The organism is Bacillus arachidis (assembly GCF_030285945.1).
GTDB classification, from domain to species: Bacteria; Bacillota; Bacilli; order Bacillales; family Bacillaceae_G; genus Bacillus_A; species Bacillus_A arachidis.
This window is the reverse complement of sequence record NZ_CP127376.1, coordinates 2,615,072-2,632,084: the sequence shown is the minus strand read 5'-3', so window position 1 is coordinate 2,632,084 and position 17,013 is coordinate 2,615,072. Positions and strand designations below refer to the sequence as shown.

Here is a 17,013-nt window from a genome sequence, read left to right as displayed (position 1 = left end):
AAAATAGTTGCTTAAAATTTTAATTGGGTATATTATTTGATGTATCAATTATTGATGTATCAAATAATTATATGTTGCCTTTGCAAAGGAGGAGTAAATTGACCAATTCATGTTCAAAGGAAGCGATTATTTTATATAAAATACACTTTCTTAATAAAGAAGTAAGTTCGAAGTTTGAAGGTTGTACAGGTATGAGTCAATCTAGGCTGGAGCTTATACTTCAGTTATATGAGGTTGATGAAATTAGTCAAAAAGAACTTCAACAAGAAGTGAATATTGATCATGCTGCAATTACAAGGCATTTAAAACAGCTTGAAGCAAATGGAATGATTACAAGACGTAAAAATCCAGATGATAATAGGATTACTTTAGTTTCTCTTACGAAAGATGGACGAAATAAAATTCATGCCTTTCAAGAAGAGAAAGAGCGTTTTGCAGCGACTGCGCTAAAAGGGTTAAGTGAAGAAGAGCGCGATAACCTTTTAAATATGCTAAATCGCATTGAAGAAAACATACAAGAAGTCTAAATATAAAATGGAAAAAGGGAGATTACATCTATGAGTAACGTAACAAAAACAAATGATTTTACAGAAATTTTAACAGGACGTCGTTCGATTCGTAAGTATGATACAACTGTGAAAATCAGTAAAGAAGAAATGACAGAAATTTTAACAGAGGCAACGCTTGCTCCATCTTCAGTTAATATGCAGCCTTGGCGTTTTCTTGTGATTGATAGTGAAGAAGGGAAAGCAACACTTGCGCCGCTTGCGAAATTTAATCAACTTCAAGTAGAAACTTCATCAGCAATGATCGCTGTATTTGGTGATTTACAAAACTTTGATAATGCGGAAGAGATTTATGGTACAGCAGTAGAACGTGGGCTTATGCCAGCTGAAGTAAAAGAAGATCAAATGCAAAAGCTTTCTGCGTATTTCTCTACAGTTTCACCAGAAGTAATGAAAGATACAGTATTAATTGACGGTGGTCTTGTTTCAATGCAACTTATGTTGACTGCACGTGCATATGGATATGACACATGTCCAATTGGCGGTTTTGAAAAAGACAAAATTGCAGAAGCTTTCGGATTAGATAAAGACCGTTATGTACCAGTTATGCTAATTTCAATTGGGAAAGCAGCCGATAGTGGATATCAATCAGTTCGTCTGTCAATCGATAAAGTTGCCCAGTGGAAGTAATTTTGAAAAAGTTCGTAGAAAATGAAAGGGGAAGCACTTTGATTATCATTCACGCAGTATTTCAAGTAGATTCAGCAAAACAACAAGCATTTGTAGAAGAAATTAGGCCGCTCATTCATGCTTCAAGAGAAGAAAGTGGTAACGTATCATATGATTTATATAAAGATACTGAAAAAGAAAGTGCATATACTATGGTAGAAGTTTGGCAAGATGCAGAAGCAGTCGCTAGCCATAATGCAAGTGGACACTTTACTTCTTTTGTTAAAAAGGCGAATCAGTTTTTAACTGCTCCGTTAGATATTCAGGTTTATGATGGACAACGAGTAAAATAAGAAACACCCCCTCGATTACTCTAAAATAGAGTTGTCGAGGAGGTGTTTTATTTTTTCTTCTTTTTTAACGTCTTTTGATAGGCGTAAAGTTTATTTACTTCTTCTTTAAATTGCCGGAAGAGTTCAGTGTTTTCCTGGTCAGCATACCGTACAGCATTGTATGTCTCTATAATTATATCGAATTGAATAGAGGCACCTTCTTCTCTTTGAATTCGCTCCATCCATGCGTCAATCGTTTCACCACGATTTCTATTTAAAGGTGGTTTTAATTTCTTTTCTAGTTTGAATATTTCTTTGCGAATGGCGTTCGTTGGTGGGCGCGTCATTCGGGTTGTTTTTTGCAATATACCTTCTTCTTGAATAACTGTACCAGAGTTATAAAAGGATATATTCCCAAGGTGAAAGGATTTTCTCTTTTTGTACAGCTTCCAAATTACAAATGCAGCAATGATTCCAATGATCGAAGCAGTAACGGATTGAGCAACAAAGGCATCGTATGGGTGATCGGATTCTGGAAGTTCTGGACTCGTTCCACCTAACTTTTCTATTGCTTCTGTAGCATCATTTGGATTTGTAATAGATAATAATGCTTCGATACCATAGCCAAAACCAAGTGCTACCCAGTAGAAAAGATACGAGAGTACGATACGTATATACGGAATAAATAAGAAGAATAGAAGACTGACTATTCCAATTGCTGTGATAGATACAAAACGAATTGTTTTTTGATCTTTATTATAACTAGTAATCCAAAGTGACAGTAGAATAAATAAAGCGAATAAGCCTAGTACCCATAGAGAAGGTAACTTCATTAAATGAAGAAAATAAGAAACAATGAACCATAAAAAGGCACCTAGCATTTTATGGTATGCTGTTATGTCATCCCGTGCATGGACGATGTAAAAGAAGAACGGGAGTAAGATAGAGCTAACGATAGAAAAGATAGAAAATACGTAACAAAGTATAACTTGTAGAATAAATAGTAAAATGAAAGCTCTTCGCTTATTGGTCTTCATTTTATGAATGGGAATCGTACAAAGAAAGCTAATGATTAAAAATAGGATGATGGGAATTGTTCTTTCTTGCTCCGTCAATAGAGAAAGAAGGAGTAGAAGAAGAAAATCATTAACGTAATGGAGCCATGTTTTCAAGTTGTTCCACCATCCCTTCATCCGTAATTAGATACGTTTGTTGTTTCATATTTGGTACATCTTCTTTTCGTATTCCTATAAAGAATAGGATGGAAGAACGTTCTTTTTTTCTATCTAAATAGTGAAGGAAGCCTTCACGTGAAAGTAATGTACTGTCCTCGGAAATACGGGCCAGCTCTTCTAACGCTTTTGCATAGTGTAAGTGCCCCTCATTTAATGAAAGGTATAAAGGGCCATCTTCCGTAAAGATACTAACAAACAATTCAAAAGGAATCTGTTTCTCTGTTGCAAACTGACACAAATAAGAGGTGTAAGAAATTAAATCTTCAATGTTTTCTCTCCAGCCAATTCCACGATCTGCTCCTAAGTAAAGGGAGATTGTCCAACTATAGTTTTTGACTGCTTCATATTGTTTTGCTTGTAAAGATTGCATTTTAGCAGACGCTTTCCAATGAATACTTCGAAAAGATTCTCTCTCATATTTCTTTATCCCAATAATGGAAGATTCATCATGGAAATAAGAAAAATTTGTTTTATAAGTACCTATTGCTAATTGATGTATCTCTTGTAACCCTGCAACACGTTTTAAAGTAGGATAAACGATAATTTCAGTCTTCAATTTATCTACAATAGGCAGATGAACTTGAATGATATGAAATGGATCACCTATAATACATTCAAATTGCTCAATTTTAAAAACCCCTCGCTTTGTAGCTGTAAACGGTAATTCCCATCTCTGTTCCGACTTTGCAGGCTGTGAAAAGCGAAAAGAAAATAACGTTTTAGATATTTGCTCAACGCCAGTTGTCTGATTTGGTATTAAGGTTGGATTGATATGTAAAAAGCAAGTGCCATTCACTAAAGGAAGTTTAGCTTTGTTTTGTAAATGAATTGATAAACTGCCTGTTTCATCAGGAAATAAGCGTGTTGTTTGTTTTTTATCGATAATTTGAAAATGCTTATCTATGTATGCTGTATAACGATAAATAAAATAAGCAAATAAATAATAAAACAAAAATGGGACAACTAAATATGAATTTGTTACATAGAACGCTAAAAACAAAGCAACCGGAATTGTTAGTTTTATAATGTGATGCTGGAAAAATAATGGAACGGTTACAATACGTGTATAATTCATGATTGCTCAATCTCCACAGGAACGTCTACTTCCGTTAAAATAATTTCAATTAACTTCTGTTTCGCCGTGCGCAGAGCACCCTCCATTGATAAAATAAGACGATGTTTCCATACGTAAGGAAGTAAGAATTGTATATCTTCAGGCGTACAGTATTCACGACCATGTAAATAGGCTAGTGCTTGTATCGTCCTAACTAAGGCAAGTGTTGCACGTGGACTCACACCGTTGGCGATATAATCATGATTTCGTGTAGCATTAGCAAGTTGAATGATATAGTGTTCTAACGATTCGGATACGTATATTTCTTTTACTTTTTGTTGCATTTGTAAAATATCTTCTAAAGTGATAACAGAACGAATGTTATCTAAAGGTCTGTCATTTCGAAAACGGCGCATCATTTTTAGTTCGTCTTCTGGGGAAGGATAGCCAATTGAAATGGTCATTAAAAAACGATCTAGCTGTGCATCAGGAAGCGGGAAAGTCCCTTGTGATTCAATAGGATTTTGCGTCGCAATAACAAAGAACGGTTTAGGGAGAGGCGTAGACTGCTTTTCGAGTGTGACTTGGCGCTCTTCCATTGCTTCTAATAAACTAGATTGTGTTCTAGGCATAGCTCGGTTTATTTCATCTGCTAGCAATATATTTGTCATGACTGGCCCGAACCTTAATTCAAATTCACTCGTTTTAGGATTAAAGTATTCAATTCCTGTTACGTCGCTCGGAAGCACATCAGGAGTGAACTGAACACGAGAAAAATCGCCACCAATACTTTTTGCAATTGTTTTCGCTAGTAATGTCTTTCCTGTTCCAGGTACATCTTCAAGTAATATATGACCATCCGCAAGTAATGAAACCAGGAGTAAATCAACCACGTTTTCTTTTCCGACAAAAACAGAACTTATATTTTCTTTTAATTTATTTATCATATGTATCACCCTTTCAAAAAGTAGACAAGTGTATTTGTTATATTTTAACAAATTTTTCTGAAAATTAATATAATAATATTTTTGTATAGAATAAATATAAAATTTTAAAAATCCCATCGTTTTTAGTTGTATTTATTTGGAATACGATATACAATATCGATATACGATGTATCGTGTGTCGATATATCATGTGACGATGTATCGGAGGTAGGTATAATGAGTGTGAAAGCGCAGAAATATGTTCCATTAACAGAGGCAACGTATTATATTTTGTTGTCACTAGTAGAGCCTATGCATGGCTATGGGATTATGCAAATGGTGGAAGAAATGACGAATGGGGAAGTAAAACTTGGACCTGGTACGTTATATGGAAACACGACAAAGCTTTTGAAAGAAAAACTAATTGTTGAAGTAGCATCTACAGATAGAAAGAAATGTTACGTGTTAACCCCATTTGGTAGAGAAGTGTTAGAACTTGAATTTAAAAGGTTACAACGTTCTGTTCAAAATGGGGAAAATATTCTAGGGGAGTGAAGACAGTATGGAGATTAAGAAGACATTAAAATTTTTTGCGGCGTGGAACCTAGAAAAAGAAGAGGCGTATTTAAGAAAAATGCACCAAAAGGGCTGGGCATTCCAAAACTACAATTTTATGTATACATTTAAGAAAACGGAGCCGAAAGATGTTGTTTATAAAGCCGATTTCAAACTAGACAATCGAAACTCACAAATGAATCAAAAAGAATACATTGAAATCTATGAGATGTCTGGCTGGAAGCATGTCACAAGCTTTACGAAATGGCACTATTTTTCTAAAGAAGTAACGGATGATAATGAATTACCTGATATTTATTCTGAGAAAGAAACAAAGATTGAAAAACTTATGGATTTAATGAGATTTTTTGCACCTATCTTGGTCATTATGATACTAGGGGTGTATTTGAATTACTTAGGGCCTTCGGTCAATAGTCCTATTTGGATAAAACTTATTCTAGGGATTTGCGTGTGTATAGATGTATATGTATTAATAAGGTTATTTTGGAAGATACGAGAATTAAAAAAGGAAGTTTTGTAGAACTGTAATAAGGAGGCTGTTGAGATGGTTATTTTAACCGCCCTATTTGTATATTTAGTTTTAGGAGAAGGGATAATTGGTAAGCGCTGGTATAATAAGTTGCAAGAAGATATAAAAAGGAATCAAAATGCGCGAGTTTTATTTTATATAAGAACAATGAGTACTATGTGGGGATTAACTGCTATTATGCTAGTAACATCGTACTTTATTGATATTCCTTTTGAAACGTATGGGTTCAAACTAACGTCTATAGATTCTATTCGTATCCATCATGTAGAAAATGTAAACATTTCAATGCTTGTAGGAGCGTTTATTGGTATGATCATCTCAGTTATTGCGATCAAGAAAAGCAAGGTTTTTCAAAGACATACTGAAAAGCAAATGAGCAATTTTTCAGAAATGCTTCCTACTAACTATCGAGAATCTGTGATTTGGATTCTAATTTGTATTACAGCAGGTATTACAGAAGAGTTATTATTCCGGTCATTCATGATGAATTACTTAACACAATTGCTTCCGTGGCTATCGACAACGGGAGTGGTGATTGTTTCTTCCATTATTTTTGGTTTGGCTCACATTTATCAAGGTTGGAAAGGTATAGTCGGGACAATGATTCTAGGCTTCCTATTTGGAAGGTTGTATGTGACAACAGGTTCCATTTATCCGTCTATACTATTACATATAATAATTGATTTACTTGTACTTGTTCGATTATTTGTGTTAAAAGGAAAAGTAATTTTAAAGTAAGCTTTAATAATATATGGAGAATGAAAAAACGTTACTTGGAAAACAAGTGGCGTTTTTTAGGTTTAAGAGTTTATAGGAGTATATGTAATTTTTTTGTTTATTTTTCTGAAAGATAAGATTATTCTGTTATAATTATTCGTAAATGGGATTAATTGTATATGGATATAGTTAGGGGGAAGAAATGTGCAAAGGGTATATAAACTAACACTGATATGTATCATTTTTATTTTTTGTAATGCTTGTAGTACGCAAACAGAAACAACGAAAACAGAGAACAAGAATGTAAGTAAGAAAATAGATAATGAAAAACAAGTTGTTCATTCTATTCCTGTTACATTTGAAGAAATGACGAAATATCCGAATGGAAAATATAACGGAAAGTATAAAGTGGGGCTATTAGACATATCGAAAGAATCGGAACCGATTATGAAAGAGGCGGCTCGTGATACAGAATCGAATATAAAATCTGCCGATTTGAAGAATAAATCTAATAGTGAGCAAGCAGAATTATATGTACATACGATGTATAGTTTGTTAAAGCAGGATATTACGCCGTTTGATAAAATACCGTTACAGATTTTAGAGATAGGAGGATTTGAGGAGAAAGAAAAGAGCAGCATTGGTACGAAGGGGGGGCAAAAAAATAAAGAGGATAGTGGAAACTATAACATTGAAATATTATTAGATGCGAGTGGTAGTATGGCTGGTAAAATTGATGGGGAAATGAAGATGGAGATTGCAAAAGAGGCAATTCAGCAGTTTGTTTCCGGTTTACCAGAGAGTGTTCATGTTTCATTGCGAGTATACGGACATAAAGGATCAAATGATGAAAAGGATAAGGCGGCTTCATGCGGAGCAATTGAAAATGTATACACATTACAAAAGTATGATCAAACAACGTTCCGTCAATCATTAGATGGGTTTCAGCCTGTAGGTTGGACACCGCTCGCTGAAGCAATTAAAAAATCGACAGAAACGTTCCAATCTGCAAAAACAGACGACAAGAATATTATTTATGTAGTAAGTGATGGAGTGGAAACGTGTGGAGGAAATCCGGTTGAAGAGGCTCAAAAAATTTCACACTCAAACATCAAGCCTATTATGAATATTATTGGATTTCAAGTAGATAACGAAGCGAACAAACAGCTGAAGGAGATCGCAGAAGCAAGTAAGGGTAAGTACGTACTAGCAAATAATGCAAAAGAATTACAAAATCAATTTAAAGAAACAGGAAAAGATATTACGAGTCGAAAGTTGAAAGCTGCTGGAGCTCAAGTAGATTTAAATATGGCTAGTGTAAGTGATAAAATGAAACTTGATGAATATGAGCGGAAAACGCAAGAAAATGTAAGAAGTGTTCAGATTGCTATGAAACACACAGTTACAACCTTATATAAAGATAAGAAAATCAGTCAAGAATTAGCAGAAGAAATAGAGAAAAGGATAAACGAGTTAGTTGAGGAACAGGAAAAACAAGTGAAAGTGGCATATAGTCAATTTCAAGAGAAGGTAAAAAAGCATTATGAAGAGATGAGTGGAACGGTTAAAAGCGAGTAATTGATAGATAATCCAAAAGGTAATGAGATTTTTAGGTTACCTTTTGGATCGTTAAGGACGAATCAAGTTTTCAAGTGTTAAAATGATTGGTTTTGCGCAGGTTTGATAAACTGTTCCGGGTTCTCCACAAGCCCACATACTGCACATTGGACACGATATGAAGGTCCTTGATATGCCATATGAAAAGCATTCATTGTTTCGTTTGTGTATTCTTCTTCAACTTGTCCTGTTTGTGGATTTAATTTTACTGGTTTTACTTGTTGCTCAAGAATATTAAAGCGAGTGCGGTTTGTTTTACAACTTGGGCAAAGCATTGGTTCCATATGTATACACCTCCATTTGTAGCATTTCTTTATATGGGAAAATTTATTCAAAAGCAGCTATGTTTCATGATTTCTGTCAAAAAGTTTCTCAATATGAATTGTTGAATATTATATTTAAAATTCAGAAAATATAAAATATAATAAATGTATGAACTGGTTATGTCCAAACCAATCTCCTGTTTTATGCCAATATGTTTGAGACCGAGAAATCGGTCTTCTTTTTTTTTGCTTATTATTATGAATACTGGAATGTAAACAAGGTTTTCTACATCCTTTGTCGAATTTTTAGAAGAGAATTTGAAAGGGAGATTACAATGAATTTAAAAATGAAATATGTCATTTTGTATGTAGAGCGATATGAAGAGTGTCTTCGATTTTATAAAGATATTTTAACCTTACCAATAAAGGGTGAACATGATACATACATTGAATTTGATACTGGAACGACGATTTTAGCGTTGAATAGTAGAGAGGATGTACGGGAGTTAACTGGGTTATCGATTCCAAATGGTGCATTAGAATCTTCTAATTTTGAACTTGGATTTGTTGTGGAGGATGTGAAAGAAACAATTTCGGAATTAAGAGAACAAGGTGTAAAAGTATTGGTGGAGCCAATCACGAAACCATGGGGACAAACGATTGCTTATGTGTCAGACCCAGATGGTAATTACATCGAAATTTGCAGCTCATTAGAGTAGAGGGAGAAAAGGGAATGGGGTTTCCAATTTTAGAAACAGAACGTTTAAAATTACGAGAACTCACATTGTTAGACACTGAAACAATGTTTGATTACTTTGAAAAAGAATCTGTTATCCGTTATTTTGGAATGGAGTCTTTTCAAACTATGGAACAAGTGAAAAATATGATTCAGACATTTAGAAAAAGATATGAAGAAGGGAATGTCATTCGTTGGGGGATTGAATTAAAAGGAACGAATCAATTAATTGGCACATGCGGATTTCATTTAATCAATCCAAATCATAAAAGAGCTGAAATTGGCTATGAATTAGATGATACATATTGGGGAAAAGGCTATGCATCTGAGGCAATACAAGCAATTCTTACATATGGATTTGAAACACTGCAGCTAATAAGGATTGCAGCAGTTGTTTATACAGAAAATGAAGCTTCACATCGATTACTGAAAAGAGCTGGTTTTCAGGAAGAAGGATTACTTCGAAAATATATGATTCAAAGTGGTGTTGCTCATGATACTATAATCTATTCGTTACTAAAAGAAGAGTGGCGAGGATAGTATTTTGAAAAAATTAATAGAACTCATTTCAAAAAATATAAGTAATCGATTTATCTTAGGAATAGATGGCTTAAGTCGTTCGGGGAAAACAACATTGGTAAAGCAGCTAGAAGGAGATATGAAACAAAAAGGTATTCCGTTTCATATTTTTCATATCGATGATCATATTGTAGAGCGTAGTAAGCGCTATGATACTGGATATGAAGAGTGGTATGAGTATTATCAATTACAATGGGATGTTCAATGGTTGCAAGAGCAGTTGTTTCAAAAAATAAAGATGGAAAATCAGCTAAACCTTCCGTTCTATAATCATCAAACGGATTCGTGTGAAATGAGAGAGGTAATCATGCCGAATCCTTGTGTGATCGTAATTGAAGGAGTCTTTCTTCAGCGGAAAGAGTGGCGAGAATACTTTGATTATATAGTGTATTTAGATTGCTCGCGGGAACAAAGATTTCTTCGCGAGCATGAAGAAACACAAAAGAATCTTCTAAAGTTTGAACATAGATATTGGAAAGCAGAGGATTTTTATTTGAAAGTGGAAAGGCCGCAGCAAAATGTTGATTTAATTTTAAAAGGATAGAGCTAATGCTTGTCAATGTAGGAATGAGAATTTTAGTACATTTTTAGCTTAATAATGCTAGTTCTTTCGTTTTAGAGGACAAGAATTTTCAAAGTCCTTAATTTAAAGAAGCTGATTTACATATGTCGAATTATTTATTGTTATGGCAAATTAGTTTAAGTGAGGTTATATTCCATGATTCGACTCATTATGGAAAGAGATGCAGAACCCTTTTTAAAATTGTGCAGAAAGATTGATGAAGAAACGGAATTCATGTTATTTGAGGAAGGGGAAAGAGCTACTACAATTGAACAGCAACAAAATATTATCAAAAAAATATCTCAATCTTCTAATTCAGCTATTTTTGTTGCTGAGATTGGAAATAAATTAGTAGGATATTTGATGGCAATTGGTAGTAAACCTAAAAGAATTAGACATAGTGTTTATATTGTTGCTGGTCTAACACGTGAAAATAGCGGAAAAGGAATTGGAACCCAATTATTTAAAGAACTTGAAAATTGGGCAAAAACGATTGGTGTAATTAGATTAGAATTGACGGTAAGGATAAATAATACATCAGCAATTTCTTTATATAAGAAATTAGGTTATGAGATTGAGGGAATAAAAAGAGCCGCTTGTATCATGGATGGAAACTTAGTTGATAGTTATTACATGTCTAAGATTTTGAAATACACGTAAGACGAAACTTTTCTTAACATTTATTTTTTGTTTTGAAGAACCTCTCACTTTTTATTGATGGTGATGAGATAAAGTTAAATAACCGACATCATTATTTACGAATCATAAAGTTGTTTCTGTAATGCTTAAAGAAAAGAATGTTCTATTTCACTGGACTACATGTTAGTAGAAAAACAAGAAACTGTGTTATTAAACTAACGATGCAGGTTAGTAAATGAAGAGACAAAGAAATTACTATGCTACTGTTTAAATACAAGCGTTCTTGTAAATTGAGAGTTTAAGGGGAAAACAGGATGTTAGAAAATCGTGTTAGGTTGAATGGAGGATTTAATAACGACGTATTTTATATTAAAGAGAAAGAAAGGGTAGTTAGAATTTCTGAAAAGGGTAAAACAAAGGAGATGATTTTACAAGAAATAGAGTGGATGAATTTTTTATATGAAAAAGGTGTACTTGTACCTAAGCCAGTAATTCCTTTAGGGTATGAGGAAGAACGAGTTAAAACATATTTTGAATTTATTAAGGGTGATCAAATTGATGTTACGAACAAATCCCACTGGAATGAAAAGGTTTTTAAAAAACTCGGTAAAAATTTAGGAAGAATGCATGCACTATCCAAAGATTTTAAATTAAAAGCAATACAACGTCCAGAATGGAAAGTTGAAAATCCTGATGTCTTTAATCTTGGAAGAAAGTTAGATCCATGGATTAAAGAGAAATATGAAGAGTTGGTGCATAGTCTAACTTCATATACTATTACTCCTGATACTTTCGGACTTATTCATAATGACTACCATCAAGGAAACTTAATTATTGATGAGGAAGGTCGTATAACTACAATTGATTTTGATGAATGCTCATTTAATTGGTATGCTCAAGATATTGCAGTAGCTTTCTATCATGCTTATTGGCAACATAGCTTCTTCAATGGCAATACACATTCTTTTTGTGATATATTTATGAGTAATTTTTTTGCAGGATATAAAACAGAAAATACGCTTCATAAGGATATAATGATACAAATTCCTATTTTCTTAAAAATAAGAGAGATTTATTTGTATCAATTATTTATACAAAAATGGGATATGAATAATTTAGAAGAATGGCAAGCATACACCTTACATAGCTTAAAAAATAAAATCAAGAATCAAGTACCATATGCAGGTATTAATGATTTTTCTATTTTTTTATAGGATGTCTCGACATGTACAGTACATTTTATTAATGCACTAACGGGTGCTTTTATTAAACGAGCAACCACTACACTAAATTAAAGAATATTTCAATATTTGATTAATTAATAAAAAGGAAGTGTTAGGGAGGAGCTGGAAATATATAATATCCAAGTAAAGTGTTCGATACTTTTCGAATGCGTTCTTGGAATTGCAGCCATTACGAATACTAGATTGATGGATACGTTAGAAAAATCTCAAGTTGAATGAGGAGAGATTGGGTAATCAGTAATAGGGAAATTTATATTATGGTATTATAAAAATTTCGGAGGGGAAAATGATGAAAGGAAAGAAAAAGGAGATACAAACAAACGACAAGGTGATTCGTTATACACATATAGAAATGGGTTCCAAAACGATTTGCTTTATGTTTTCAGGTTCAGGTTACAATTACGATAAACCCTTGTTCTATTATTCGACGATGTTAATGCTCCAAAATAAAATCGATATTGTCCATATTCATTACTCTTATGATGAGCAAACAATGAAAAAAACGATTGAAGAAATAACAAAAATAATGATGGATGATATTAACCCTGTGATTTTTGATGTTTTAAAAAATGGGCAATACAACAATTCGATTTTTTTAGGAAAATCACTTGGAACAATTCCAATTGCGAATGACCTAATGAAGAGAGATGAATTCTTAAAGTCAAAAATGATTTTATTCACTCCTCTAATAAATTTTGATTCGGTTTTTGACTCAATCTTGAATAGCCAACATGAAGGGCTTTTAGTGATCGGGGATAAAGACCATTATTACAATGCGAATCAAATTGACCAATTAAGTAAATCAAATGTAACGATTGATGTTATCCAAAATGTAAACCATTCCCTAAATGTTGGAGAATTTGAAACAACAAATTCAATTTTAGCTTTATCAAGGGTAATGGAAAAACTCCAAGAAACTGTTAGGACAAATTCGTGACAAAATGATATTCATGTGGGTGTTAATTTAAGTGCTAAAATAAGTTTAAAAAGAGGTGCTAATTGGTATTATCCCATTTAGGTAGACAGTAAAAAAGAGTCCATCTGGTATGATGGACTCAATACTGTTTATCTGGAGGGGATTTTTTTATGGCGAAAAAAGGACAATCATTTCAAACATATACAGAAGAAGTAAAACAAGAAGCCGTTCGACTTCGATTAGAGGAAGGAAAAACATTACAATTCATTCGAGCACAGTTAGGAATTAAAAGTGACGCTCAAATTGTTGAATGGGTGAAACGTTACGAAAAAGGACAATCGTTTGAAGATCAACGTGGCATATGGAAGCGAAAGCATTTTAATAGTATAGAAGAAGAAAATGCTTATTTGAAAGCACAGGTGGAATATTTAAAAAAGCGCAATCCAAATCTACACGGGAAGGAATGGTCTTAAAGAAAGAACGTTTTTCGATTATCGATAGACTACGCACATTATATCCTCTTCGTTGGTTATTACAAATTGCCGAGGTATCGAAAGCTGGCTACTACAAATGGCGAAAAAACCGCTCCCATGTAGCGTTGCGCCGTCAAAAAGATACATGGCATAAAGAGCATATTTTATCTATCCATCGGAAACACCCGTATTATGGATACAAACGTATGACCCGCGCTTTGATTCGTGAAGGAATGTATATGAATCACAAACGCGTTAGACGTTTGATGCATGAATTAGGAATCCGTTCTATGATTCGGAAAAAACGTCCTTTTTACGGAAGGAAAGCATCGATTGTGTTTCAAAACCATCTGAATCGAGAATTTTATGCGGATAAGAGACATGTAAAATTAGTAACAGATATTACATACATAAGAATTGGAGAAGAATTTGCTTATTTGTCAGCTGTCTTAGATTTGTATAACAATGAAATCGTGGCATGGAAGTTATCACATCGAAACGATTTAGCGCTTGTACTATCTACATTAGAACAGTTAGAAGGAATCAAGCGTACTACTAAAACCCTTCTACATTCTGATCAAGGATTTCAATATACATCAAAAAGTTACGCAAAACAGTTAGAACGATTAAAGATAAAAGGAAGTCATTCTAGACGAGGGAACTGTTTTGACAATGCATGTATTGAATCGTTCTTCTCTCATTTAAAAACAGAGAAGTTGTATTTAGTGCGTCCAAAAACATATGAAACAGCTTATCGAGCAATCCAAGAATATATCACATTTTACAATCAAGAGCGATTCCAAGAAAAACTTCACGGCCTTTCCCCGATAGAATATCGGGAAAAGGCCGTGGCATAAAACTCTTTTTATTATTGTCTACTTGACGGGGATGTGACCAATTAGCACCTCTTTTTTTATGGTTATTTTTAATTTTGTACCAATGATATATGCGTCTTTTTTTTAGGTTTTTTAAAATTCTAAAATTATAGAAGGTTAAATTCGATATTTATAGAATTTAATACATAACAAAATAAGGAGGGATACAATGGAAGTTTTACATGTAACGAGTAGAAAAAGGGAAACATATGACGTTCAAGTAAAGTATTCGATACTTTTCGAATGTGCTCTTGGGATTGCAGCCATTACGAATACTAGGCTGATTGATACGTTAGAAAAATCTCGAAATGAATGGGAGGAGATTAGACAAACATTATCGGTGGAAATGCAAGAGCATTTACATTTCGTAGAGAAACATAATACGTGGAAAGCATTACTGCAACTATTATATCAAGAAGATTTTCAGGATTTATATGAGTTTACTCAGTATATCAATTCGTTGTCAGAATCTGAATTAAAGTATATATGTATTCCATTTGTCGGCTATAAATATGAAGAAATGAGAAAGAATGCAGCCAATGGGGAGAAGGAAGCAGTTCAAGAACTACAAGAAATCACAAATAGCAATCCATTTTTCCCTGCTTACATCGATTTTATTTGCAAAGTGGATATAAAAAAGCTGACAGAGCACCTCACTGCAGTGATGACAGGATGGTATGAAGCTGTTATAGAACCTAAAGCGGAAAAACTGTCACGCATACTAAAACAAGACTATGAAACGAAACGTCAAATGAATGAAAAAATGCAACCAGAAGAATTTGTTGAATGGGCAACAGGCGGTGTTACTTATTCTCCAGAGCCCAGTGTACATCATGTTCTTCTTATCCCGCAATATACGTATCGACCATGGAATATCGAAGCTGATATAGAAAATATAAAAATATTTCATTATCCAATTGCAAATGAAAGTATATATCCAGAAGATCCATATGAGCCAAGTTATTTTTTAGTGCATAAACATAAAGCATTGGGTGATGAAGCGAGGTTACGCATTGTAAAATTATTGTTTGAACAAGATCGTACATTGCAGGAGATAACGGAGCAGTTGAATATTGGAAAATCAACAATTCATCATCATTTAAAAATTTTAAGATCTGCGAAGTTAGTTGATATTCTAGATGCTAAGTATAGTTTAAAAAAGAAAGCATTAGAGGCTATATCAAAAGAGTTGGAATTTTATTTAAATCGTTAATTATGCATTTGTACATCAAAAGGTATAATGATTTTACCTTTATAGAATATGCACAATAGGAGGAGAATGAAAAAGAAAAGTTGGTGCAAAATGGGGAAAAATATTTTAAAAAATCGATCGTTTTTCTTTATGTGGATTGGCAGCGCGATTTCCGAATTAGGTGGTGCATTTGGTACGCTATGTAATTCTGTTCTTATTTATCAATTAACAGGTTCAAAAATGGCCTTAGGAAGTATGTGGCTACTTTACTTTATCCCGTCGCTTCTTTTACAACTTGTCATTGGTCCTTTCATTGATAAATGGAGCAGGAAATGGATTATGATTGTATCTCAGTGGACACGTGGACTAGCTTTTTCACTTCCTTTATTTATGATAATCATTGGGAATGTAGAGACATGGCATATTTTTGTTGTACAAATGATAGTGGGTCTCATCACTCCATTTTACGTACCAGCCAATCAAGCGATTACGCCAACAATTGTATCAAAAGAAGAGCTGCAATCAGCGAATGCGTATATTGATGGAATGGTTCGCCTTATGATGTTTTTAGCCCCTGTATTAGGGGGAATTGTTATTGAGTTTATAGGAGTAAAGCTAACTTTATTTTTCGTTTGTTTGTTTCTATTTGTAAGTGGTGCTTTACTGCTATTTATACAAGAGCATAGAGTAGCTCAAACAGTTCGTAAAAGTTGGTTAAAGCAATCTATTGGAGGATTTACATATTATTTCAAACAACCCATTATTGTCTGGTTAGGTGTTTTTCTCACATTTGTTCAATTTGGAGTCGGCGTAACGATGGTTATCAATCTTCCGTATATAATAGATGACCTCTCAGCAAGCTATGCTAATTACGGATATTTTATGGCAGGTTTTCCTCTAGGATACGTAATTGGCTCTATATTTGTTGGGAAAGTGCAGCGTCGTAGTCGGCGTCTTCTCATGCTTGGAGCGTTATTAATAGGAGGGCTCACATATATTTCGCTAGGATTCAATCACAGTATCTCTTTAGCAATTTTTATTGAAGTTATAGCGGGTGTATGCATGGCATTTTTTAATGTTCATAACACGACAATATGCCAGCAAGTTGTGCCAAATGATATGATGGGAAAAGTATTTTCGGTGCGCTTATTTTTAATAAGAGGTGCGATGCCACTAGGTGTTTTAGTTGGAGGAACATTGAGTGAAATATGGGGAGTAAGGGCGTTATATGTATTAATTGGATCTATCATATGTGTAACTTCTTTAGCTGGAATACTACTTCCGTACTTTAAATTTCTTGATGAAGCTGTTCAAGAAAAATCAGCTTAAACATTTTAATTGAAAATAATTATCATAATCAATTATAATGGAAG

General features: G+C 33.7%; 20 protein-coding genes and 1 pseudogene. 17 read left to right on the top strand and 4 right to left on the bottom strand.

Annotation, left to right across the window (positions count from 1 at the left end; all coding sequences use genetic code 11):
* Positions 1 to 98 precede the first annotated feature (98 nt).
* From QRY57_RS15120 to QRY57_RS15110, 3 genes are read left to right on the top strand one after another with little or no spacing between them, the layout of a single operon-like run.
* Positions 99 to 527, top strand: a complete 429-nt coding sequence (locus QRY57_RS15120; protein ID WP_208017664.1) for a MarR family winged helix-turn-helix transcriptional regulator — start codon at positions 99 to 101, stop codon at positions 525 to 527.
* A gap of 30 nt (positions 528 to 557) precedes the next feature.
* A complete protein-coding gene (locus QRY57_RS15115) occupies positions 558 to 1,196 on the top strand; it encodes a nitroreductase family protein (RefSeq protein ID WP_090690111.1) in 639 nt (212 codons plus the stop codon).
* Positions 1,197 to 1,234: 38 nt separating this feature from the next.
* Positions 1,235 to 1,528, top strand: coding sequence for a putative quinol monooxygenase (locus tag QRY57_RS15110; RefSeq protein WP_026592885.1), 294 nt, complete (start codon positions 1,235 to 1,237; stop codon positions 1,526 to 1,528).
* A gap of 47 nt (positions 1,529 to 1,575) precedes the next feature.
* On the opposite strand, the gene QRY57_RS15105 is transcribed toward QRY57_RS15110, so the two are convergent.
* The 3 genes from QRY57_RS15105 to QRY57_RS15095 are packed head-to-tail and all read right to left on the bottom strand — an operon-like array spanning position 1,576 to position 4,743.
* On the bottom strand, positions 1,576 to 2,679 hold the full coding sequence (locus QRY57_RS15105) for a DUF4018 domain-containing protein (RefSeq protein ID WP_090690107.1): 1,104 nt from the start codon (positions 2,677 to 2,679) through the stop codon (positions 1,576 to 1,578).
* Positions 2,654 to 3,817: a DUF58 domain-containing protein gene (locus QRY57_RS15100; RefSeq protein WP_286015433.1), complete on the bottom strand. Its 1,164-nt coding sequence runs from the start codon at positions 3,815 to 3,817 to the stop codon at positions 2,654 to 2,656. The genes QRY57_RS15105 and QRY57_RS15100 overlap by 26 nt, the downstream gene beginning before the upstream one ends.
* On the bottom strand, positions 3,814 to 4,743 hold the full coding sequence (locus QRY57_RS15095; RefSeq protein WP_286015432.1) for an AAA family ATPase: 930 nt from the start codon (positions 4,741 to 4,743) through the stop codon (positions 3,814 to 3,816). Before QRY57_RS15095 ends, QRY57_RS15100 begins: the two co-directional genes overlap by 4 nt.
* A gap of 216 nt (positions 4,744 to 4,959) precedes the next feature.
* Between QRY57_RS15095 and QRY57_RS15090 the strand changes: the two genes are divergently transcribed.
* The 4 genes from QRY57_RS15090 to QRY57_RS15075 all read left to right on the top strand — a co-directional run bounded on the left by QRY57_RS15090 (position 4,960) and on the right by QRY57_RS15075 (position 8,122).
* Positions 4,960 to 5,277, top strand: a complete 318-nt coding sequence (locus QRY57_RS15090) for a PadR family transcriptional regulator (protein WP_026592889.1) — start codon at positions 4,960 to 4,962, stop codon at positions 5,275 to 5,277.
* Between the two features lie 7 nt (positions 5,278 to 5,284).
* Positions 5,285 to 5,818: a DUF2812 domain-containing protein gene (locus QRY57_RS15085; RefSeq protein ID WP_026592890.1), complete on the top strand. Its 534-nt coding sequence runs from the start codon at positions 5,285 to 5,287 to the stop codon at positions 5,816 to 5,818.
* A 24-nt stretch (positions 5,819 to 5,842) separates the two neighbouring features.
* Positions 5,843 to 6,565 (top strand): CPBP family intramembrane glutamic endopeptidase, encoded by a 723-nt coding sequence (locus tag QRY57_RS15080; protein WP_286015431.1) that lies wholly within the window; start codon positions 5,843 to 5,845, stop codon positions 6,563 to 6,565.
* A gap of 183 nt (positions 6,566 to 6,748) precedes the next feature.
* Positions 6,749 to 8,122, top strand: coding sequence for a vWA domain-containing protein (locus QRY57_RS15075; protein WP_286015430.1), 1,374 nt, complete (start codon positions 6,749 to 6,751; stop codon positions 8,120 to 8,122).
* Positions 8,123 to 8,199: 77 nt separating this feature from the next.
* Here the strand turns inward: QRY57_RS15075 and QRY57_RS15070 are convergent, their stop codons facing one another.
* Positions 8,200 to 8,445: a hypothetical protein gene (locus QRY57_RS15070; protein WP_026592891.1), complete on the bottom strand. Its 246-nt coding sequence runs from the start codon at positions 8,443 to 8,445 to the stop codon at positions 8,200 to 8,202.
* 314 nt (positions 8,446 to 8,759) lie between these two features.
* Between QRY57_RS15070 and QRY57_RS15065 the strand changes: the two genes are divergently transcribed.
* From QRY57_RS15065 to QRY57_RS15020, 10 genes and pseudogenes are all read left to right on the top strand, one after another.
* Positions 8,760 to 9,143 (top strand): VOC family protein, encoded by a 384-nt coding sequence (locus QRY57_RS15065; RefSeq protein WP_026592892.1) that lies wholly within the window; start codon positions 8,760 to 8,762, stop codon positions 9,141 to 9,143.
* 14 nt (positions 9,144 to 9,157) lie between these two features.
* Positions 9,158 to 9,700: a GNAT family N-acetyltransferase gene (locus QRY57_RS15060; protein ID WP_026592893.1), complete on the top strand. Its 543-nt coding sequence runs from the start codon at positions 9,158 to 9,160 to the stop codon at positions 9,698 to 9,700.
* A 4-nt stretch (positions 9,701 to 9,704) separates the two neighbouring features.
* Positions 9,705 to 10,283, top strand: a complete 579-nt coding sequence (locus tag QRY57_RS15055; RefSeq protein ID WP_286015429.1) for a kinase — start codon at positions 9,705 to 9,707, stop codon at positions 10,281 to 10,283.
* 174 nt (positions 10,284 to 10,457) lie between these two features.
* Positions 10,458 to 10,961, top strand: a complete 504-nt coding sequence (locus QRY57_RS15050) for a GNAT family N-acetyltransferase (RefSeq protein ID WP_286015428.1) — start codon at positions 10,458 to 10,460, stop codon at positions 10,959 to 10,961.
* A gap of 293 nt (positions 10,962 to 11,254) precedes the next feature.
* Entirely contained in the window at positions 11,255 to 12,154 is a 900-nt protein-coding gene (locus QRY57_RS15045; RefSeq protein WP_286015427.1) for a phosphotransferase enzyme family protein, read from the top strand.
* Positions 12,155 to 12,286: 132 nt separating this feature from the next.
* Positions 12,287 to 12,400, top strand: a pseudogene (locus QRY57_RS15040) (ArsR/SmtB family transcription factor); the annotation flags it as partial.
* Between the two features lie 73 nt (positions 12,401 to 12,473).
* Entirely contained in the window at positions 12,474 to 13,121 is a 648-nt protein-coding gene (locus QRY57_RS15035; RefSeq protein WP_026592897.1) for an alpha/beta family hydrolase, read from the top strand.
* 149 nt (positions 13,122 to 13,270) lie between these two features.
* Positions 13,271 to 14,430, top strand: a protein-coding gene (locus QRY57_RS15030) for an IS3 family transposase (protein ID WP_286015426.1) whose coding sequence is annotated in 2 segments (ribosomal slippage) — positions 13,271 to 13,529 and positions 13,529 to 14,430 — 1,161 coding nt in all. Because the reading frame shifts where the segments join, the coding sequence is not laid out codon by codon here.
* A 187-nt stretch (positions 14,431 to 14,617) separates the two neighbouring features.
* The gene (locus QRY57_RS15025) at positions 14,618 to 15,661 is read left to right on the top strand and encodes an ArsR/SmtB family transcription factor (protein ID WP_286015425.1); all 1,044 of its coding nucleotides are present in this window, start codon (positions 14,618 to 14,620) and stop codon (positions 15,659 to 15,661) included.
* 90 nt (positions 15,662 to 15,751) lie between these two features.
* A complete protein-coding gene (locus QRY57_RS15020; protein WP_286017867.1) occupies positions 15,752 to 16,969 on the top strand; it encodes an MFS transporter in 1,218 nt (405 codons plus the stop codon).
* Positions 16,970 to 17,013: the final 44 nt, after the last annotated feature.